The sequence below is a fragment of the Capnocytophaga sp. G1920 genome (assembly GCF_051417515.1).
On the sequence record NZ_JBPRKH010000003.1, the window covers coordinates 66,550 to 89,300 of the forward strand.

Annotated in this window: 15 protein-coding genes; 11 read left to right on the forward strand and 4 right to left on the reverse strand. The window is 39.0% G+C overall.

The window, feature by feature from the left end:
• Window positions 1-238: 238 nt before the first annotated feature.
• Window positions 239-457, reverse strand: coding sequence for a hypothetical protein (locus ACSQ7D_RS03095; RefSeq protein ID WP_437135330.1), 219 nt, complete (start codon window positions 455-457; stop codon window positions 239-241).
• 274 nt (window positions 458-731) lie between these two features.
• Between ACSQ7D_RS03095 and ACSQ7D_RS03100 the strand changes: the two genes are divergently transcribed.
• Both ACSQ7D_RS03100 and ric read left to right on the forward strand, forming a co-directional pair.
• Window positions 732-2,189, forward strand: coding sequence for a leucine-rich repeat domain-containing protein (locus tag ACSQ7D_RS03100; protein WP_437135332.1), 1,458 nt, complete (start codon window positions 732-734; stop codon window positions 2,187-2,189).
• An 872-nt stretch (window positions 2,190-3,061) separates the two neighbouring features.
• Window positions 3,062-3,787, forward strand: a complete 726-nt coding sequence (gene ric / locus ACSQ7D_RS03105; RefSeq protein ID WP_128091697.1) for an iron-sulfur cluster repair di-iron protein — start codon at window positions 3,062-3,064, stop codon at window positions 3,785-3,787.
• Between the two features lie 55 nt (window positions 3,788-3,842).
• Here the strand turns inward: ric and uvrA are convergent, their stop codons facing one another.
• The 3 genes from uvrA to ACSQ7D_RS03120 all read right to left on the reverse strand — a co-directional run bounded on the left by uvrA (window position 3,843) and on the right by ACSQ7D_RS03120 (window position 8,242).
• Window positions 3,843-6,599, reverse strand: a complete 2,757-nt coding sequence (uvrA, locus tag ACSQ7D_RS03110) for an excinuclease ABC subunit UvrA (protein ID WP_437135333.1) — start codon at window positions 6,597-6,599, stop codon at window positions 3,843-3,845.
• Between the two features lie 4 nt (window positions 6,600-6,603).
• Window positions 6,604-7,608: a virulence RhuM family protein gene (locus ACSQ7D_RS03115; RefSeq protein ID WP_009419174.1), complete on the reverse strand. Its 1,005-nt coding sequence runs from the start codon at window positions 7,606-7,608 to the stop codon at window positions 6,604-6,606.
• A gap of 436 nt (window positions 7,609-8,044) precedes the next feature.
• Window positions 8,045-8,242, reverse strand: a complete 198-nt coding sequence (locus ACSQ7D_RS03120; RefSeq protein ID WP_437135335.1) for a hypothetical protein — start codon at window positions 8,240-8,242, stop codon at window positions 8,045-8,047.
• A 159-nt stretch (window positions 8,243-8,401) separates the two neighbouring features.
• Here ACSQ7D_RS03120 and ACSQ7D_RS03125 point away from each other — a divergent pair, with 159 nt between their 5' ends.
• The 9 genes from ACSQ7D_RS03125 (at window position 8,402) to ACSQ7D_RS03165 (ending at window position 22,664) form a co-directional block, all read left to right on the forward strand.
• Window positions 8,402-9,085 (forward strand): SIMPL domain-containing protein, encoded by a 684-nt coding sequence (locus ACSQ7D_RS03125; protein WP_308766181.1) that lies wholly within the window; start codon window positions 8,402-8,404, stop codon window positions 9,083-9,085.
• Between the two features lie 8 nt (window positions 9,086-9,093).
• Window positions 9,094-9,219: a FeoB-associated Cys-rich membrane protein gene (locus ACSQ7D_RS03130; protein ID WP_002675350.1), complete on the forward strand. Its 126-nt coding sequence runs from the start codon at window positions 9,094-9,096 to the stop codon at window positions 9,217-9,219.
• Window positions 9,220-9,514: 295 nt separating this feature from the next.
• A complete protein-coding gene (locus ACSQ7D_RS03135) occupies window positions 9,515-12,559 on the forward strand; it encodes a SusC/RagA family TonB-linked outer membrane protein (RefSeq protein ID WP_437135336.1) in 3,045 nt (1,014 codons plus the stop codon).
• 12 nt (window positions 12,560-12,571) lie between these two features.
• The gene (locus tag ACSQ7D_RS03140) at window positions 12,572-14,245 is read left to right on the forward strand and encodes a RagB/SusD family nutrient uptake outer membrane protein (protein WP_437135337.1); all 1,674 of its coding nucleotides are present in this window, start codon (window positions 12,572-12,574) and stop codon (window positions 14,243-14,245) included.
• 18 nt (window positions 14,246-14,263) lie between these two features.
• Window positions 14,264-15,763: a toxin-antitoxin system protein gene (locus ACSQ7D_RS03145; RefSeq protein WP_437135338.1), complete on the forward strand. Its 1,500-nt coding sequence runs from the start codon at window positions 14,264-14,266 to the stop codon at window positions 15,761-15,763.
• Window positions 15,764-15,891: 128 nt separating this feature from the next.
• Complete coding sequence (locus ACSQ7D_RS03150; RefSeq protein WP_437135340.1) at window positions 15,892-17,421, forward strand: hypothetical protein; 1,530 nt, start codon at window positions 15,892-15,894, stop codon at window positions 17,419-17,421.
• Between the two features lie 584 nt (window positions 17,422-18,005).
• Window positions 18,006-18,803: a hypothetical protein gene (locus ACSQ7D_RS03155; protein ID WP_437135341.1), complete on the forward strand. Its 798-nt coding sequence runs from the start codon at window positions 18,006-18,008 to the stop codon at window positions 18,801-18,803.
• Between the two features lie 49 nt (window positions 18,804-18,852).
• A complete protein-coding gene (locus tag ACSQ7D_RS03160; protein WP_437135342.1) occupies window positions 18,853-20,319 on the forward strand; it encodes an aryl-sulfate sulfotransferase in 1,467 nt (488 codons plus the stop codon).
• A gap of 17 nt (window positions 20,320-20,336) precedes the next feature.
• Entirely contained in the window at window positions 20,337-22,664 is a 2,328-nt protein-coding gene (locus ACSQ7D_RS03165) for a glycoside hydrolase family 20 protein (RefSeq protein WP_437135343.1), read from the forward strand.
• Window positions 22,665-22,751 lie beyond the last annotated feature (87 nt).

The window sequence follows — 22,751 nt, forward strand, 5'->3', positions numbered from 1 at the left end:
CCCCTATCTTATGCATCATAATTAACATCAGTTACAATTTATTCATTACTGTTCCGTGAAATTCCTCAGCTTTAGCTGAGTAATCCGTGAAATTTGCGCGAGACTTCCAGGCTTGCTACCTATTTGTTTGATTATTTTAAGATTTGTAAGATTTCTGTAGCGTAAGCTACATTTTTTTCTTACACCAATCTCGCATTAACTTAAAACACTATAAACTCAATTAATGTTCGATTATAATTTAATTAATCGTTATTGTAGAGCTATTGTAGAGCCACTGTAGAGCCACTGTAGAGCCACTGTAGAGCCACTGTAGAGCCACTGTAGAGCCACTGTAGAGCCACTGTAGACCCACTGTAGAGCCACTATAGAGCCACTGTAGAGCCACTGTAGAGCCACTGTAGAGCCACTGTAGAGCCACTGTAGAGCCACTGTAGAGCCACTGTAGCTCCGTACACATCACATTTATCAATTGTCAATTATCAATTATCAATTGTCAATTGAAAGACTTTTACCTATTTGTTTGATTTTCTTTAAAGAAACCCTCGTGCGTTTAACCTATACTTCTCTTATTAAACAATAATTTTACTCTAATAAAATTCTTATAATATCACTTGATTGTCAGATGTTTAAATATATAATGTTACAAATAACACAAAATAGTAGATAATAATATCTCTAAAAGTTTGTTTTGTATTGTAAAAATACCTATTTTTGTAGCGAAATTTAATTAAATGTATTTAGCAATGAAAACTAGACTAATGATGTTAGCTTTATTAGTGTTGGCTTCAGCAACCCTGTTTAGCTGCAAAAAAGACGATAAAGAGGGAGACTCTAATATCATATTAGAGAAAACGGCTGTGACCCTTAACTTAGGAGGGCAAACAACCGTGAAAGTAACTGCCCCCGACGGTATCCTAAAGCCCGAATCTGAAGATGTAGACGTGGCTATCGCTAATATGGGAAAAGATATTAATGTTATTATTTCTAGCAAAAAAGTAGGCGGTAAAGTAGGCGAAACCCGTGTGAAAATAGAAAGTAAAACTGGTGGAGTTGCCTATATCAATGTAACTGTAAAAGACGAAATGAAAACAGATAGAGGTATAGCCGTTTTGGGTAAAACCGTATTTGTTGATAGAGACGTAGAAGTAGAAGTTACCAATTTGCTAAAGAAATATAATGGTACTATAGATAAAGTAAATATCAAATCTACTTCCACTGCTTTAGCACAAGTTCGCAAAGATGGAAACAGATTCTTTGTAACAGGAATAGGCGAGGGACTAACCGGTGAAGTATACTTTGAAGATACCGCAGGTGAGAACGACAAAAAGAAGGGATTCCCTAAAGGAAGTTTTATTGTACACGTACGAGCTCCTTTCCTTGCAGTACAAAGCGGTGAAGTAGGAGTTGGGCAAACCAAACGTATTGATTTAACCAATATCTATAACAATGCCTTTACTTTCGAAGGTGTAAATAATGATATTGCCACTGTTGAGTATGCAAAAGAATTAGACGGTGTAGGAAAAGAACTTTCTAATGGTAATTTTACAGGTATAAAAGTAACAGGTAAAAAAGAGGGTACTTTTACATTTAAACTCACTAATAGCGATGGTGATAACGGTAAAGGTCGTGAACTTAGCCTAACTATTACAGTAAGCAAAGTAGATACCTCTAACTTTATTATCGAAGGAGATGTACTTAAAGGCGTGAAAGCCGGAGTAACACTCACAGGAGCAGTTATAATCCCTGCAAATGTGAAGAAAATAGCTACAGAAGCCTTTAAAGATCAAAGCGTGATGGAAAGTATCAACTTAAATAATGTAGAAGAAATAGAGTTGAACGCTTTCCAAGGTGCTATTAAATTAGCCAAAGTAGAAATGCCTAAAGTTAAAATTATAGGACAACGAGCTTTCGATGTAAATACACAATTAAAAGAAGTAGACCTTCCTGCTACTTTACAGAAAATAGGAAGAGCTGCTTTTTCAGGTACAAGCCTTGTAAAAGTAACTTGTAGAGCTACAACTCCTCCTGCTGTTGATAGTAGTTTTGGAGGTATAAGAACTGCTCAAAACTTAGTACTATATGTTCCAGCTTCAAGTATACAAGCCTATAAAACAGTTTGGAGTGGTGAATTAACCTCTAATTTCAGAGGTTTGCAAAATAATGGTTATACACCATTTCCTATCCCATAAGAATTAAATATTTAAAATAATAGTTATAAAAAAACCGTTATAAGTATAGCTTATAACGGTTTTTTATGTATAATCTTTCAAGCACTCCAATTCTGAAATCAATTGCCCGCCGTGCTACTACTTTCTGAGGCATAGTTTCACTCTTTTTAGTTTAAAGTGCCTGCCGTGCTACGGCCGGCTTAAATAAAAAGAGGCTTCTAACCCCTTAGAAGCCTCTTGAATTTAATAATAAAAAAGAAAACTTAAAAATAAAAATTATGAAAAAAACTTTTTGTTTACAATTACATTCTTGTTTTTATACACAACTTGTAGTTTGTTTATTTCTTTGTTGTTGGTTATGAAAAAGTCTCTTATCTTTTTTGATGGCACAAAGATACGTTAAAAAATGTAACTACCAAAAAATATTCAAAAAAATATGCAAAAAAATATAACTATTGTCGCTGAAATTCTTATTTTACTGTTAATAATTACACACTAAATCTTTAAAAACACTGCGTTTTATCTGTTAAAAAATCGTTTTTAACAGATAAAACGCAAAGAAAATGTTAAAATCCCGAGAATAACGCAATGAATGTTAAAATTTTACTTTTGCCATTTTAAGACAATATTATCTTCTTTAAAATGTCCAAAATCCTTATAAAAAAGCTATTGTGCTACCCTTTCCTTTATTCATTTTAGAACGATAAAAGGATTCAAACATTTTCTTAATGTTAAAATAAAGGTCTTAAATATTTGTTAATGTAAAAGGAATGTTAAAAGCGGAAACTACCTTATTTCTAAGGTATAGTATTTGTATAATAAATAAAAAAGATATAATACACTTTTATTATCCGGATACTTTTCGTACCTTTGCCCTCTCAAATTAAATCATTATGAGTATAACAACAAACAAAACCATTGGCGAAATCGTAGCCGACGATTTTCGCACTGCCGCTATATTTAAAAAACACGGTATTGATTTTTGCTGCAAAGGCGGTCGTACTATCGACGAAGCCTGTGAGAAAAAAGAAGTAGAGAAAAACGCGCTTATTAGCGAGTTAGAAGCGCTCCCCAAAGGCAATAGCAACGAGGTCGATGTACGCGATTGGCCTCTCGACTTGCTTGCTAACTATATTGTGCGCATTCATCATCAATACGTGCACGACAAAACCCCTATGCTTTTGCAGTTCCTCGATAAGCTATGTCGTGTGCACGGCGAGCGTCACCCTGAGCTTTTTGAAATCAATCGTATTTTTAATGAGAGTGCTCGTGACCTCGAGTCGCATTTTAAAAAAGAAGAAGGAGTGCTTTTCCCTTTTATCGAAAGCCTTGTAAAAGCACAACAATCAGGGCAACCTCTTGGCGATATACCTTTCGGTACGGTAGAGAACCCTATCGCAATGATGATGCACGAACACAGTGCAGAAGGTGAGCGTTTCGAGGAAATAGTAAAGCTTACCAATAACTATACGCCTCCTGCCGACGCTTGTAATACTTACAAGGTAACGTATCAAATGTTGCAAGAGTTTGAAACCGATTTAAATCGTCATATTCACCTCGAAAACAATATTCTTTTCCCTAAAGCTATTGCTTTGGAAAAGCAACTTCGTCAAGCGTAGTTTATTATTAGGATTATCAATAAAAAAGAGTTCGGTAAGAATGCCGAACTCTTTTTTATTTCAGTTTTAAGTATTTTCCTGTGTAGCTCTTTTTGTTTTTAGCGATTTCTTCGGGCGTGCCTGTCGCTACGAGCTTGCCTCCCTTAGCACCGCCTTCTAAGCCTAAATCTATCACGTAGTCAGCCGATTTTATCATCTCTACATTGTGCTCTATAATAATTACTGAATGCCCTTTTTCTATAAGAGCTTGCAGCGAGTCTAAGAGCTTTCGAATGTCGTGAAAGTGCAAACCGGTGGTAGGCTCATCGAAGATGAAAAGCACCTTTTCTTTACTGTCCGATTTCGATAGAAACGACGCTAATTTTATCCGTTGGGCTTCCCCACCCGATAGGGTAGAGGAGGACTGCCCCAGTGTTACATACCCCAAACCTACATCTTGTAAAGGTTTGAGTTTTTCAGCTATTTTGGTTTGTTTGTGCTTTTGAAAGAAGGCTACGGCATCGTCAATAGTAGTGTTCAGCAGGTCATCTATGTTTTTGCCTTCGTACATCACTTCAAGCACTTCTTTTTTGAAGCGTTTGCCTCCACAAGCCTCACAAGTGAGGTGCACATCAGCCATAAATTGCATTTCTATGGTTACTTCACCTTCGCCTTTACACACTTCACAACGACCACCATCAACGTTGAATGAGAAGTGTTTGGATTGGAAATTCCGCATCTTTGCCAATTTCTGATTTGCAAAGAGAGCGCGAATATCGTCGTAAGCCTTAATATAGGTAATAGGATTTGAACGGGTGGATTTTCCAATAGGGTTTTGGTCTACAAACTCCACACTTTGCAAGTGCTTGTATTTGCCCTCTATTTTGGTAAACTGACCGATTTTCTCTCCCCCTAAGTCTAATTCTTTCTGAATAGCAGGATAGAGTAGCTTTTTCACCAAAGTAGATTTTCCACTACCCGATACCCCTGTAACTACCGTGAGCATATCCAAAGGAAAAGTAACATCGATGTTCTTGAGATTGTTCTCACGGCAACCTACCAAAGTGATGTAGTGAGGCGAAGTGCGTCGCTTTTTGGGTATTTCAATTGTTAAGCGCCCACTGAGGTATTTCCCCGTAAGGGTGTTGGCTTTTAGAAGTTCGTTGTAAGTGCCTGTCGCTACTACTTCGCCACCGTGCGTGCCCGCTTCAGGACCTATATCGATGATGTAGTCGGCAGCTTTCATAATATCCTCGTCGTGCTCCACCACAATCACCGTATTGCCTAAGTCGCGCAAGGATTTTAGTACGCTTATCAGTCGTTCGGTATCGCGCGGGTGCAAACCAATACTAGGCTCATCGAGTATGTACATAGAGCCTACCAAACTACTGCCCAACGAGGTTGCTAAGTTAATGCGCTGGCTTTCCCCCCCTGAGAGCGTGTTTGATTTTCGGTTGAGGGTTAAGTAACCTAAGCCCACATCGGCAAGGAATTGCAAGCGGTTGTTAATTTCTAAAAGCAATCGTTTAGCTACCTCTTGCTCATAGTCGGTGAGTTTGAGTTCTTTGAAAAAGACTTGTAGTTCTTCAATAGGCAATTCTACCAAGTCCGAAATGCTTTTGCCTGCTATTTTCACGTAGTTAGCTTCTTTGCGCAAACGCTTGCCGTGACATTCGTGACAACGCGTTTTTCCGCGATAGCGCGCCAAGAGTACTCGGTTTTGAATTTTGTAACTTTTTTCTTCTAACTCTTTGAAAAAATCGGTGAGTCCTGTGAAATACTTGTTGCCGTCCCAAACCAATTGTTTCTGCTCATCGGTGAGCTCAAACCAAGGCTTGTGTATCGGGAAATCAAACTTATAGGCGTTATTCACCAATTGGTCACGAAACCAACTCATCGTCTCGCCACGCCAAGGATAGATAGCATTCTCGTAGACCGAAAGACCTGTGTTAGGTACGATAAGGTCTTCATCAAGTCCGATAGTATCACCATAACCATCGCATTTTGGGCAAGCCCCATAAGGGTTGTTAAAGCTGAATAAGTGTACGTTAGGCTCTAAAAAAGTGATACCGTCCAACTCAAACCGATTGCTGAAATGCGTTTGTACCACTCCGTCCATTTCTTGAATGTAGCATTCACCCTTTCCTTCAAAGAAAGCCGTGTCTACGGCATCGGCAAGACGGTGCTGAAAGTCTTCGTCGTGACGCACAATCACCCTATCTACTACCAATTGGAAATTGTCGAGATTCTTAGGCAAATTGTCTTCCTCAAGACGAATGATTTCTTCTTTGTATAGAATGCGTGCATAGCCCTGTTGTAATAGGAGTTTGAGCACTTGCTCTACGGTACGGTCTTTGGGGATACTCACAGGGGCTAAAAGCAACAGTTTTGTGCCTTCTGGATAGCGCATCACCGCATCAACCACATCGGTAACCGTATGTTTTTTTACCTCTTGACCTGAAATAGGAGAATATGTTTTTCCGATACGAGCGAAGAGCAGTTTCAAGTAGTCGTACACCTCGGTAGAAGTGCCCACAGTAGAACGTGGGTTCGAAGTGTTTACTTTCTGCTGAATAGCAATGGCAGGCGCAATTCCTATGATATTATCTACTTTGGGCTTGTCTAACTTACCCAAAAACTGACGCGCGTACGACGATAGGCTCTCCACATAACGGCGCTGTCCTTCGGCGTAAAGCGTGTCAAACGCCAATGATGATTTACCCGAGCCCGAAAGTCCTGTAATCACCACTAACTTATTACGAGGAATCCCTACAGTTATATTTTTAAGGTTGTGTAATTTAGCACCCTTTATAAGTATCTCTTTGGTTTTCATTTGTTTATTTTAGCAGTTTTATATGCGCTTCTAATTCTTCTATTTCTTTTAAATCTTCTAAGTCAGCTTGCTGAGCATCATATTGTTTCCGTTTCACTTCAAACTCGTCATACACTTTTCTCACTATTGTTTTCATTTGTTCGTTGCTCACTGAGCCATTGCCTTTTAGTACTTTTTTATCGTTGAATTCAATAATCCTATCGATATTCTCACGCCAGAAATCCATAGTAATGTCTTGTCGGTTTTTAGCTCTTAATTCCGCCGATTCTAAGAATACCATTACAAACCGATTTAAGCTATCAATCTCATTATCAGTAAGGTAATTCTTAGCTATGTAAATATCCCCTTTCCTCACAATGTTTCCCTCCCACGAGGTAAGTGCCATATTGTTTTGCGAAGCATCAGCACGACTGACAATCAGTTCAGCAGCCGTTTGACCTGTGATAGCGTATAGAATTTTATTTTGAGTTTGTGCATAAAACATCTGGGTCGCCTTATCGGTTTTATCATAATCGCTACTGAGCATAAATAAGTCTCTTATTTTTTGGTAGAAGCGTTTTTCCGAAGCTCTAATGTCGCGAATACGGGCGAGTAATTCGTCGAAATAATCAGGTCGCCCATCGGGGTTTTTCAGCCGTTCATCGTCCATCACAAATCCCTTTACCATAAATTCTTTCAAGTACTGGTTAGCCCATTGCCTAAACTGAACTCCTCGCTTACTGCGTACCCTGAATCCAATAGCCAGAATCATATCCAAACTGTAAAAGGTAACTTCATAATTCTTCCCATCACAGGCAGTTGTTAAGTAATTCTTAATAACTGAATTTGGAGATAATTCATTATCCTTTAGTATATTAGATATGTGCATACTGATATTAGGAACAGAGGTGTCAAAAAGGTCAGCAAGCTGATTTTGGTTCAACCATACCGAGCCGTCTTTGGCAAAAAGCGAGATTTTCACCTTACCGTCGTCGGTCTTATAAATGATGATTTTTTGTTGTGTGTTCATTGTTTTATCTATCGAGGGGGCAAAGGTACAAAATAATTAACAAATAGGCTAATAGGAAAAATTCTTACTATAGCAAACATACAAAATTAAAAGTTAATATCATTTCTATATATAATTCTGATTTACAGTATCCTTTTGAAGAATGTCTTTGTAAAACCTAAGCAACTTGTTACTAAAATCCGTGAATTAAATGAATCCCTCCGCTAATGCGTTTCTTGTAGCTCGTGCCTCCGAGCTTCTTCAATTAATTTTCTGTTTCATTTGCTAATTTTATACCTCCTCGTGTGCTTTGTACGGTCTTTTTTTGAAGATAACCAGCGAGAGAAAGGTATTGTAAGGGGAATATTTATAATCAATAGGTTAATTCAACCCTTGATTGCTATTAGTAACATTCTAAACTCAATCAGTATTCAGTTAGTATTCAGTTAATCTTTGGTTAGTCTTCATTGTAGAGCCACTGTAGAGCCACTGTAGAGCCACTGTAGACCCACTGTAGAGCCACTGTAGAGCCACTGTAGAGCCACTGTAGAGCCACTGTAGAGCCACTGTAGAGCCACTGTAGAGCCACTGTAGAGCCACTGTAGAGCCACTGTAGAGCCACTGTAGAGCCACTGTAGAACCACTCTTCGTCCATCTATCCTATAAGCTTTGTATAATCCTCTCCCAAATTCACCATTAATCATTAACCATTAACCATTAACCATTAATCATTAACCATTAATCATTAGCTAATGCCTATGCGACCTTGCACCTTTGGCATATAAATTGCATATAATAAACTAAAAACAAACATATGAAACAGTACATTTTATTATTCTCATTGCTCTCGACAATGGCAATAGCACAAACCCAAACGCCTTCAGTGCAAGTGGTGGGTGAAGGCATTGTATATGTTACCCCCGATGTCGTAAACATCTCCATCAGTATAGAAAGAGAAGGACTTGACCTTAAAAATTTGCGACAAAAAAACAGTGAAGAAGTAGCCAAAGTCTTGGAGACTTTGAGTAAAGAACTGCCAAAGGAAAACTTCCAAACCAGCTATGTTTCACTTTATAAAGACGATTATAACAAGATTAATAAATACCGCGTTTTACAAAATATTACTATCAAATTAGAAGATATTAGCAAATACGATAGTTTAATGAACGCTATTTTCGATGCAGGCGTAAACCGTATCAACAGTGTAAGTTTCGATGTGAAGAATAAAGAAAAGCATTTACAAGACGCTCGTGTAGCTGCCATTGAAGATGCTCGTAAAAAAGCACTACTCTATGCGGTAAGTTTAGACCAAAATATAGGCAAAGCCATTGCTGTTAAAGAACTTTCATCAAACTTTAACGATGTACAACCTACTTTCAGATCCAGTAAAGTGAGCTTAGGTAGTAGCGGAGCAGAAGCTAACGACGACACCTTAGCAATAGGCAAAATAGCGGTAGAAGCACAAATAAATGTAGCTTTTGAATTACTCAATAAATAGATATTTCTATGAATACACAAGAAATCATCGCTTATATATTAGTTGTTATAGCAGTAGGCTATCTCGTAAAAACACTTTTTTTTAAAAAGAAAAAGAAAAGTTGTGGAGGAGGAACTGATTGTAAGTGTGGATAAAAATAACGAGATTTTTCTCGGCATTGTAATATATTTTTAAATTGCGCAGCCCCCTTTTTGGGGGCTTTTTTTATCTTTTATTCTTTTGTTTTTATCTTTTTTCTATTTGTTATAGGCTATTTTTCTTTTTATTACTTTCTTAGAGCTTCTTTTTAGCCTTTGATTATGAATGTCTTAAAACTCATTAGACGATTTTAAACCTTTTATAGACGATTTTAAACCTCTATTTCTTCATCTATTTTGTACTTTTGAACCATCAAAACCATACGAAAACAAACGAACAAACAACCATTGTATGAAAAGAAATCTATTTTTATCAGTTCTGTTGTTCTTATTAGTGAGTTGGAGCTATGCGCAACAACGCACTATCCGTGGAACTGTCAGCGATGCTACTACCAAAGAGCCCCTAATGAGTGCTTCGGTAGTAATTAAAGGAACTAGTAAGGGTGTCAGTACCGATATGAACGGTAAATATACCATAGAGGTATCGGTAGGGCAAACCTTAGAAGTCTCATTTATGGGTTATGTAACTCAAAATGTAAAAGTAACCGCTAATACACCTTCACCTTTGAATATTGCTCTTGCCGAAGAGCAAAGAAAGTTAGACGAAGTAGTGGTCGTAGGTTATGGCGTTACCAAAGTACGTGATTTAGCAGGTGCTATTACCTCCATCAAAACCAATGATGTAAAAGCAGGGGTGGTAGCCGATATGTCACAGATGTTAAAAGGTCGTGCCTCAGGAGTACAAGTGCGCCAAAACTCACTCGAGCCTGGTGGTAATGTATCTATCCGTGTGCGTGGTGCTTCTTCAGTAAGTGCCGATAACGAACCTCTTTATGTAATCGATGGATTCCAAACAGATAATATGTCGCAAATCAGTATAGACGACATCGAATCAATCGAAATCTTAAAAGATGCCTCTACTACTGCTATTTACGGAGCTCGTGGTGCTAACGGGGTTATCCTCATTACTACTAAAAAAGGTAAAGAAGGTAGCTTTAATGTAGAGTATTCTAACCAAACTTCTTATAAGAATATGTACAATCCTTGGGATTTGCTCGATGCTGGAGAAACCATAGCACTTACCCGTCGCTTATATGAACAAACCCAAGACGCCGCTTATAGCAAATGGACAGCTCAACAAGCTACCTATCGCGGTAAAGGTACCGATTGGCTCAAAGAAACCACTCACGATGCCTTCACTGTGTTACACCAGCTTTCCGTATCAGGTGGTACTGACCGCTTATCCGCTTTTATGTCAGGTAACTACCTTACTGAACCTGGTATTCTGCTCAATACCGATTATAATCGTTATGGAGGACGTATCAATTTGCAGTACAAGATAAGTCCGAAAGTAAGAGCGGGGGCTAATATGAGTTTTTCCAAATCTAAAAAGAAATTCTTAGATATGGGTACAGTCTCTTCTGATAAAAATATTATGTACCGCATCTTTAATTTGGAACCTTGGAAAAATAAAGAAGGTTTCGATGTGTTTGGAACTAAAGACCGTCGTCCTGCTGTGTTCGAAGAAATGAGCGGAGCGCAACTCTATCGCCATTTTAATACAATGTATGCAACCGCCTATGCCGATATAGATTTGTTGCCTTCACTTACTATCAATGGTCGTTATACCTATGCTTATGACCATTTAAAAACTGAAAAGTATTATGACCGTTCTACTTCTATAGGTCAGTCTTACAAAGGACAAGCATTTCTCAGTCACGAAGAAAATGTAAAACACCAAATAGAAGGTGTGGCTACTTATCACCCTAAAATGGAAGGTAAACACGATGTAAAAGTAACCGCAGGTACTTCCTATATTTATCAAAGAGGTAAAGGTGATGAAGTGCAAGCCTATGGTTTTGCTTCCGATGTATTCTCTTTCAAAAATATTGGAGCTGCCCAACATTTAGATTGGATAGGTTCAGGTGAATCCTCTATCAAAAAGGCTTCTGTTTTTGGTCGTGCCGAATACATCTTCAATAACCGTTATATTATCAACGCTTCAGTTCGTGCCGATGGTTCATCAGTGTTTGGAGCTGACTATCGTTGGGGTATATTTCCTGCGGGGTCTATCGCTTGGCACTTAGGTGAAGAAGAGTTTATGAAATTTGCTAAACCTCTTTTCTCTCGTATCAAATTGCGCACTAGCTATGGACTTAGTGGTAACGATGGTATCCGCTTTGGTTTGTCACAATACCAATACTCTGTACGCGATGTGTATATTGGTAATGATGTGAACTCTAAAGGTATGTATCCTTCTAATCCCTACAATCCAAAACTCCGCTGGGAAACCACTGCACAATGGAATGCCGGTATCGATTTAGTGGTTGGTAGAGTAGAAGCCAGCTTCGATTATTATATCAAACGCACTCACGACTTGTTAAACCCTGACCCTATTCACCCTTCAGGAGGTTTCCCTAACTATGTGAATGACGGTCGCCGTTTTGAGTATACCGCAATGATGGTAAACGATGGTGAGATTGAAAACCGAGGCTTTGAAGTGGCTATCAAATCTACCAATATCAATAAAAACGATTTTGTGTGGACTACAGCATTTAACTTCTCTCATAACCGCAGTGAGGTATTGAAACTCAACGATGGAAAACCACGTTTTCAGTATATACGTCCTCACGGTTCTTATGACGAAAAAGAATATATGATGCTCAAAGAAGGTGAACCTCTCAGTGCTATCTATGGTTATGAGTTCGATGGTATCCTTCAAGAAGGTGAAACTTATGCACCACAGCCTAACTCAGCACCCGGTGACCCTAAGTTTAAAGACCTCAATGGTGATGGTAAAATAGACGAAAAAGACCGTACTGTATTGGGTACTGGTATCCCTAAAACTATCATAGGTCTTAACAATAGTTTTACCTATAAAGGGTTTGACTTCTCTTTCTTCTTTGAAGCCTCATTAGGAGCCAAGATGCTTAACTTAACTCGTATTTATTTGGAAGATAATAACCGCCTTTCAGATTCAGCTGACCGTTGGACAAAAGCGCACGCTTCTAACAGTGTGCCTCGTAATGGTTATCAAAAAACAGCCAAATTGCAATATGGTTCTTATGTGAACTCTCGTTTTGTAGAAGATGCCGATTTCGTAAAATTGCGCAATGTTGAGTTAGGATATACCTTCACAGGCAGTCAATGGAATATGAAAACTCTTAAAACAATGCGTGTGTTTGTAGGAGGCCAAAACTTGCTTACCTTCACTAAATACCAAGGTTTCGACCCCGATATCAGTACCAATGGTAGTAGTGCTATTGCACAAGGTTTGGATTTGAACTCTTATCCTGCTTACAGAACCATTAACTTTGGAGTGAAATTAACTTTTTAACGCAGAAGAATAATGAAAACGAATTATAAACTATATACATTGGTAGGTCTTTTAGGACTCTCGTTTACCGCTTGTGAACTCAAAGAAGATTTAACTTCTGTTTACAATGCCAATAACGCCTATACTACCGAAGAAAATGCACAAGAAGGTGTAAACGGAATTTACCGTTATCTTCTTGGGGCTACACACACAAGCAACTTCTATATCAACGATATGTCTACTGATGACTGTTTTAAAGATGGTATTGCTTTTGAGATATACAATGAAAATGGTCTCTCTGGCAACGTAGAACTTGCGAGATGCTACAATGGTAACTGGCAAATGATTGGTTGTGCCAATACTGCTATTGACAATATCTCAATGATTCCCGAATCTCGTTTCAAAACCGCCGATAGAAAACCAGAGCTCTTAGCCGAAGCCCACTTTTTGCGCGCTTTTGCTTTCTATCAGCTTACTAATGCTTTTTATCGAGTACCTTTGATAACAAACGGTTACTACGAAGCTGATGCTAATCCTACTTTGGCTACTGTTGAGGAATTAGATGACCAAATAGAACAAGATTTGCTCATTGCTACTAATAACCTTCCCGATGAATGGGGTACTACAACAGAGGGAGCTTCAGGTCGTCCTACCAAAGGCGCGGCTTATGGCTATTTGATGCGTCTTAATATGCGTAAAGCAGGGCGTTTGCGTGAAGAAGGTAAAGATGCTACCGCTGCTTGGCAAGCTGCTTTAATGTATGCCGACCAAGTGATAACCTCAGGTAAATACGCCTTACAAGCTAAAGTGTTTGATGTGTTCGACCCTTCTAAGCCAGAAACCTTAAATAATAACGAGATTATCTTTGCTATACGAGCAAGTGATAAAGTGCCCTCAGGTTCTTCAGATTTAGCTTTGTATTTCACTCCTTGGGAATATGATATGGGCTGGAACAATATCAATATGCCTCTGGAATTGTACTGGAAGTTTAATAGTGATGACCAACGCCTCAAAGAGCTTATTGTAACTTCCTTCGACAACGTGTACGGAAAACCTATAAAATACATATCTCCTAAACTTAATGAAGTAGGAACGCTTAGGAATGAAAAAAGTAATCCGCAAATAGTAGAGAATGATGCGATATATACTAAAAAGTACAAATATACCAAACCAGGAACCTATAATTATAATACACCTAATAACCTCATCTTATTGCGTTATGCTGATGTATTGCTTTGCAAAGCTGAAATTCTTAATGAGCTCAATGGACCTACTCAAGAATCAGTGGATTTGATTAATAAAATTCGTGAGAGAGCTTTTGAAAATAGCAACCACAATTATACCTTGGCAAACTTTGCTTCCAAAGAAGATTTGCGTAGTAAATTGTGTGATGAACGCTTGTTTGAGCTTAATATGGAGGGAGTCCGTCGTGTAGACCTTATCCGTATGGGATTATGGAAAGACCGCTTAGATGCTTATATGGATCTTGTTAAACAAAAATTGGAAACTAAAGAAGCCAATTTAAATGCCAGAAGAGACCCTAATGTAGTAAAGAATCCTTATGATTTGAGTCCTGAATGGAAAGTGTATCCTAAGTTCAGCAATCCGTTTAAACCTTATGACAAACGTAGGTATTACCCTATACCAGGAGTGTATAGTAACAAATTCCCTGACCTACAAAACAACCGTTCTTTTAGAGAACAATAATCTTAAATGTAAACTCATATGAAAACCTATACAAAACCAATACTGATGGCTGTTGCGATGCTTAGTATGATAAGCTGCGACAAGAGCGATGCAGATGGGCGTTTTAGCGATAACCCACGCAGTGAGATAGGAACTCCACAAGAAGGCAGTTTGGTTACTGCTAAGCAAGTGAAGTGGAACTTTGATAATACCAATGATTGGCTTAATGCCAGTCAAGGAGAACAGGCTAATATCTCACAAACTTCAGTGGAAAGCAATACTGAAGCTGAAGATGGCAAAGTAGTGAAGATATTCACTAAATCAGGTACCAAAGAGCGTAAAAAGCTCAAAACTAAAAAACAATACGGAGCAGGACTCTACGCTTGGCGTGCCTATATCTCTGATTTAGGAACTACTGAACGTGTGAGCATAGGCTCTTGGTTGTGGAATAGCGATAAACACGAATTGGACTTCGAGGTAGGTTCTGGTACGACTAAAGACCGTGATGCCTTAGCAGCTGCTGATGATGAAGTGATTGCTTATATTACCAGCCAGGATAACCCAGCTTTACACCAAAAGGTAAAAATCAAGAAGAATGCTTGGCATACGTTCCAAATTGACCTAAAATTAGCAGGAGGAAAGTATTTTGCTACTTGGCTTATTGATAATGTGAAATGTGCTACTCAGCAACTTAATTATGGACAAGAGCACCCTTTTTATATCTTTTGTAGTACAGAAAACTTGAAGTTTGTAGGCGATAGCTGGCCTTATAAGGATAATTATGGCTTGTGGGATTATGTAACCTATACACCTTATCCATATTCTGTGGAACCTACAGAACCTCAAAATCAACTTAACCCACCTGACCCAGAACCGGAACCAGATACAGGAGAAGTAAAGAAATGGACTTTCAACAGCTTCCCCGACGATTGGTTGAAATGGGGTATTGCAAAAGTAGATAGTGGTAAATTGGTGTTAGGAGTAGATAGTGATAATACTATTGCTAAGGTACAATACAAGTTGGGTATGAAAATGGGCTATGGAAAATATACGTGGTCTGTCCGCTTCCCCGATGTATCAACCATTCCTGCGGGTACTCAATTCCAATCAGGAGCTAATCTTTATTATTATGTAGAAGATGAAAAAGGGAAAGTAACTGAACGCCTCTTTTTAATGATGGCTCGTATAGGCTCAGAAGAGGATCGCACTCGTTTAGGAGCTAAACCCAATCAGTTATTGCTATATATACAAGGAGCTGAACCTGCGGTAGATGAATATGTTGGCTTATTAGATGCTAACAAAGACTACAAACTTACCATCGACCTTAAAAAAGTAAATAACAAGTATACTATTGTTTACTCTATTGATGGTAACGTATTAAAAACTTTAGTTGCAAATTATGGTGAAGATGAATTTAAGTTCTTCTTTATAGCCGAAGCAGCTGCTAATAGACCTTGGATGAAATGGGCTAAACTCGATAAAGCTCTTACAAAACACTTAGAAACGAAGTTTAACTTTATTGAATATACCGCCTATTAGTAGTAATCGATGTTTATCTATAAATGGCAAATTGATTTTTCTGAGGCTGTCTCACCTCCAACAACGAGACAGCCTCTTTTTCTTAAAAAGAAAACTAAGAATAAAGCATACAACTTAATGATTTTAGTATGAAAAAAACATTTATTTTTTCATTGGTGATGACCTTGTTCATCTATGTTGGTTGTAAGATAGATTCTGAGGAAACTACCCGCAACGCAACAACTACATCAAGCGATGGGCAATCGCTTAATGCTGCACAACAAGCTCAAAAAGGGGTAATGTTTTGGGAGTTTGATGCTCCTTCTAATGATTGGATAGAAGCCAATCAGAACAGTAAGCCTAATTGCTATAAGATACAACATAGCCCTGGCTGTACAAACGGTGGACTTATTATTCACACAGAGGTGAATACTTTGCAACGCAACAAACTCAAAACTGTAAGACAATATGGAGCGGGAGTATATGAGTGGAGATTGTATGTTCCTAAATTGGAGAAAGGAGCCCAAACAAGTGTGAATTGCTTTCTTTACAAAGATGACGATCACGAATTGTCTATCAAAGTCTATTCAGGAAAGAATGCAGAACGCTCTCAAATGAGACTTACTGATAATCAAGTAATCGCAGAATTAGGTGGTTATGGAATGGCAACTAAAAAGATAGCTATTACCCAACAAGATTGGCATAGGTTTAAGATAGAATTGAAGTTAGTGAATGGTAATTATCACGCTATCCTTACAGTAGACGGAAGAGAAGGAAAGGATAAATTGGAAGGAACACTTGATTATGGTCAAGACAACCTTTTCAATATCTTTTGTAGTGTAGAGAACTTACCAAAAGTAGGTGATAGACCTGCTACCACTCCTACAACGGGTGTATGGGATAATGTTAAGTATACGCCCAATAGTGGAGCTGTAGTTCCTACACCTAAGCCTACACCTGACCCTAAGCCTGATAATCCTGTTGGAACTTACAGATGGCACTTTGGTTCTTATCCTCTTTCAGATTGGGTTTTAGCCAACCAAGAACCTAATAAGAATGTAGACCATTGTTCATCAGTTTATAAAGATGGCTGCGACGATGGTAGGGCTTTGAAGATATGGACAAATACAGGGACAAAAGAGCGGAAAAAATTAAAGACAAAACAAATGTTTGGTGCAGGGATTTACACTTGGCGTGTTTTCATTCCTACAATGAATATTGGTGAAAGAGTGAGCGTAGGTTCTTGGCTTTATAACGATGACCAACACGAAGTAGATTTTGAGGTTGGTTCAGGGACTATTAAAAAAAGAGAAGAAGCTCACGCAACGAAAAACAATCAGTTGATAGCTTATATTACAAGCCAAAATAATCCAGAACTACATCACGATACTGAGATTGTTACAGTTGATGAGAGAAATAAAGGATCGTGGCATACTTTTCAGATAAGATTGGAAATAAATCAAGCTATTAATGGTCAGAACTATATCATTACTTGGGCTATAGATGGAGTAGACCGTTATAAGTCAAAACTAAACTATGGACAAGAAAAATTATTTCATATATTTTGTAGTGTAGAGAACCTAGACTTTTTAGGAGAACGTCCTACTACAGAAGATGTTGTAGGCTTATGGGATTATGTAACTTATCAACCATATCCTTATTCTTATAAACCTCGCTAATAAAACGAGACTTACATATTGCTTTTATAAATGGCTGGTAAAGGGGTTGTAATTATCTACCTTTATAGAATATTAATAGAATTGCTTTGTTGTTAGTTAAAACGGTATTCATTACAACCCTCACACCAGTTTGTATAGTGAAAAGTGAGAAATTATTGGGATAAAGAGTTTTGAGCTTTTCGGAAGATATCGGAAAAGTTCGGAAGAGAGCTGAGAGAGGTTTTGGTGAAAAAAGGGTGTAAGATGGGTGTGGTTAGCTTATAGAGAGCTTATAGGAAGCTTATACGAATCTTGGACGATTGGTATAGAAAGGGTGTATAAGTAATTGATTAATAATATAATACAACAAAGCAAAAAACGGTAAAAACAGGGTTTCGAGGCGAAAGAAAGAGGAATAGGTAATAGGCCTTAGGCGATAGGCACTAGGGGAAGTATGACGGAAAAGGGGGAACTGTGGCGACGCAATAACGAATAATGAACGAAGAAACAACGAAGAAAGAACGAAGAAACGGAGAAGGAATAGCGAAGAAACAATAAAGCAAAAGAGAATTTTAAATAAAGCAAAAACGAAAAAATAAAAGCATATGAAACGAGTAAATCTATTTTTAATGGCAGTGTGTTTGACAGCTTTTGTAAGCTGTAGCAAACAATCGAGTGATATTCCTGAGGTGACCATTGATAAAACCAAAGTGATGCGATGGGATTTTAAAACGCTTGACGGTTGGTTATTAGGTAATCAGGACGAGGATTACCCACAAGGGAAGGACAAAGAAACTTATGCCAAAGTGGTAAGTGATTCTTACGCCGAAGATGGTTGGGCACTGAAAATATGGACGAAAGCTCATACTGAACAACGCAAAAAACAAAAAACAGTACACCGTTACGGGGCAGGTATTTACACTTGGCGCGCTTACATTCCGCCGATGGAAACAGGTGCTTGGGCAAGTATAGGCTCTTTCTTGTATAACAGTGAGGGGCACGAGATAGATTTTGAAGTGGGCTCAGGCGATGCTAAACGCAGGAAGAAGTTGGGCGCAAAAGAGGGGCAGGTAGTGGTGTTTATGACCAGCCAGAATAATCCTTGGGCGCAAAATGCTGAGGTGCTTATAGACAGCGACCAATGGCATACTTTTCAGATTAAATTAGCTATCAATCCGCAGAATAACCATTATATTGCTACGTGGCTCATCGATGGGGTGCAATACCTTCATAAAGAGCTCAACTATGGGCAACAGTATCCTTTTCGTATCTTTTGCAGTGTAGAGAATATAGATTTTATAGGAGACCGTATCCCTACCAGAGACCATTATGCCTTGTGGGATTATGTGACATATGAACCTTTTAGTAATGCTATTGAGCCTGTAAATCCCGATAAAGACTAACGCTTTTTTCTTATTGAAATAACATAGAGAAACAAGAAAGATTTAAAATATGAGAAAATCGATTATTATTTTGTTTTTAATCATAGGGGGGGTATTAGTTTCTTGTAAAAAAGATGAACCTTTTATCCCTAAAAAAGAAGACCCTATTCCCCCTAAAAAAGAAGATTCTCTTAGCCCTCCGTATCAGGGTAATCTTACCGATTTTGAGGTGTCTTTGAGTAAGACGAATAACCTTCGCGCGGAAGTAACTGCTACTTTCAGCGGGGAAACGTCCTTCCATATAGCTTATTGGGAAGTGAACCATCCGGCACAAGTACAGCAAACCAATATCTATCAGGGCAAAGGGATAGAACGTAAAACGCTATTGTTCCTCAAACCCGATACGCAATACAGTTGCCAAATCATTACCGAGAAAGGAGATAAGTCGGCAGTGAAAACCTTTAAAACAAAAAGTGTGGAGGCTTTTCTTCCTAATGCAACATTACTGATAGACGACCTAAAAGAAGATATAGGCGGTTATTTTTTTGCAAATGCCCGTATGAATGGTACAAAAGCCATCTATCTGACAGATACTAAAGGAGTAGTAGTATGGTATGAGCAAGTGCCCGAAGAGCCTTTGGTCGTAAATTACGATGCACAGCGTCAGCAGTTTTACATTCTTACCAATCCTGCTTACCCTGTTGGAAGTCCTTATACTTTCAATGCTAAAAGTATTAAAATTATAGACCTCTTTGGTGAGGTAGTATTTCAAAAAGACTTTGCCACCGTTCCCGCACTTAACGGACGGGAAGTGCATCACGAGTGTCGCCCTATGCCCGATGGCAGTATAGGATTAGTAACCTATATTGATAAAACTTTCGACCTCACTGCACAAGGCGGTACAACTACCGATATTGTAAAGGGTGATGGTTTTGTGATTATGAATAGAAGAGGAGAAATCACCCAGCAATGGAGTTGTTTTGATTATGTAGACCCCACTACCGACCCTAATATAAAAATACAAGGGGTAAAAAAAGATTGGCTACACGCCAACTCCTTTAACTACGATAGCGAAGGTAATTACTATATGACGTTTAATCGTTATGGAGAACTTTGGAAAATTGACAGTAAAACAGGGAAGTTACTATATCGCATAGGCGAAAATGGCACCATAAAACCTGAGAAAAAATACTTTACTCACGGAATGCACTGTGCTAACCCGAAAGCACCTAACGAGGTGTTAGTGATTGACAATGCGCGTTCAGATTCCGATACGGGCTCAAGAGCTATTTTGTATAAAGTAAATGAACAAAGCAAAACAGTAACAGTTCCTATGGCAGTAGCTCTTCCCAAAGACTTAGCCTCATCAAACCGTAGCAATGCACAATTTATAGGTGAGGACTTGCTACTAATCACGTTGAGTACCAAAAAACAAATAATCATTACCGACCGCAATGAAACACCCACCATAAAACGTTCTTTTATGTTGCCTTTTACTTTCTATCGAGCACAATATATCCCAACTATTAAATATTAAAAATTAAACCACCACCAATGAAAAAACTTATATTTAGTTTAGTAACACTATGTCTTATGGCTTGTAAAGGCACTGAGCCTGTAATACATTACGAGGTAATTCCGCTACCACAATCCATTAGTTATACCCATCAAAAACCTTTTGAGCTCGATGCTCAAACCGTGATTACCTATCCACAAGGTAATGCCTTACTACAAAGGAATGCCCAATTCCTCGCCTCTTATCTTAAAGAAATCACAGGGCTCACCCTTACCACTGAGCCTAATGTGAACAGTGGAAAGGTTATTCGTCTTAAAACCGACCTTAAAAAACCTAACCAAGAGGCTTATCAACTTACCGTAACAAGTGAACAAATTACTATTGATGGAGCAAGTCCCGCAGGTGTGTTCTACGGCATACAAACCTTGCGCAAGTCGATTGACGTAACAGAACCTAAATCCTTAGCGTTCCCTACGGCTGTGATAGACGATGCGCCCCGCTTTGCCTATCGGGGAATGCATTTTGATGTGAGCAGGCATTTCTTTACAGTAGATTTTATCAAGCAGTACATTGATATACTTGCACTTCATAACCTCAATAAGTTCCATTGGCACCTCACCGATGACCAAGGGTGGCGTATAGAAATCAAAAAATACCCTCGCCTTACTGAGGTAGGTTCAACGCGCAAAGAAACGCTTATTGGGCATTTGCTCAAAGATAAACCCCACCAATTCGACGGCAAACCTTATGGTGGGTTCTACACCCAAGAACAGATTAAAGAGATTGTAAAATACGCCCAAGACCGCTATATTACGATTATTCCCGAGGTAGATATCCCTGGACATACCTTAGCTGTGCTAACGGCTTACCCTGAGTTGGGTTGTACAGGCAAGGACTGTGCAGTAGGTACCAAATGGGGTGTGTTCGACGATGTACTTTGCGCTGGCAATGAGGCTTCTTATGACTTCTTAGAAGGCGTATTCGACGAAATTACCGAACTTTTCCCCTCTAAATATATTCATATAGGAGGTGATGAATGTCCTAAAACACGTTGGAAAGAGTGCCCTAAATGTCAGGCTAAAATTAAAGCATTGGGCTTAAAAGGCGACGGTGAACACACTGCCGAACAGAAACTACAAGGCTATGTAGTATCGCGCGTAGAGCAGTTCCTCAAGAAGAAAGGTAGAGAGGTAATAGGCTGGGACGAGATTTTGGAGGGAGATAACATTTCACAAGACGCGATTGTAATGTCGTGGCGAGGTACCGAAGGAGGCATCGCCGCAGCACAACGCCACAACCGCGCTATTATGACTCCGCATTACAGTTTGTATTTCGACTATAACCAAGGCGAAGACCCTAGTAAGGAACCACTGTCCATAGGCGAATACCTCCCCGTGAAAAAGGTGTACGACTACGAACCTATCGACCCTAAACTCACTCCCGAACAAGGTAAATACATCTTAGGAACACAAGCTAATTTGTGGACAGAGTACATCGCGAGTCCTGCACACGCCCAGTATATGCTCTTGCCTCGCTTGGCTGCCTTAGCTGAGGTACAATGGACAGCCCCAGAGAAAAAGAACTATGCCGACTTTTTGAAGCGTTTAGGCAACTTACTCAATTACTACCAAAAAGAGGGATATCATTATGCCAAACACATCTTGGGCGTTACCCCTGTGATTCAGCCCGCTCCTAAGAAAGATGGTATTCAGGTAGAACTCCTCACCGTAGGCGATGGTAAGGTGTACTACACCACCGATGGCACTACTCCTGATGCTACCAAAACGCTTTATACCCAGCCTATCAAACTCAGCAACGAGGTGCTGTTAAAAGCTGTAGCTGTGCATAAAGATACCATAAGTGGAGTGTTTAGCTACCAGTCGTTATTTAATAAGGCTACTTACAAGCCTATACAATTACTCACCGAAACCAACCCTAAATACACTTTTGGAGGGGCTACTGCCTTAGTAGATGCCCAAATAGGTGAAGATTCTTATATTGATGGGCATTGGGTGGGCTTTCCTGGTCGAGTGGGAGTGGAAGCAATAATCGATTTAGGTAAAGAAGAAGAAATTAGCAATCTCAAAACAGGTTCTTTGTCCGATACGCCTAACTGGATATTCCCAGCCTCAGAAGTCGCTATTTACAGCTCTGCTGATGGAAAAAACTTTCAGCTCATCACTCAGCAACCTTTGAAGATAGCCCAGAAGACCGACCCTATCAAGCGCGTGCCTATCAGTTTGAACTTTGCTAAAACTAAAACTCGCTATGTGAAAGTAGTGCTCAAAGGTACCGTAATCCCTGAATGGCACGAGGGTAAAGGCACACCAGCCTTATTGTTTGTAGATGAAATCCAACTGATGTAAAAATATATATTTTTCATATGTAATATTGCTTTTATTTAAAATTTGTGTACTTTTGCACATCGTAAAGACGCGACTACAAAACGCGTC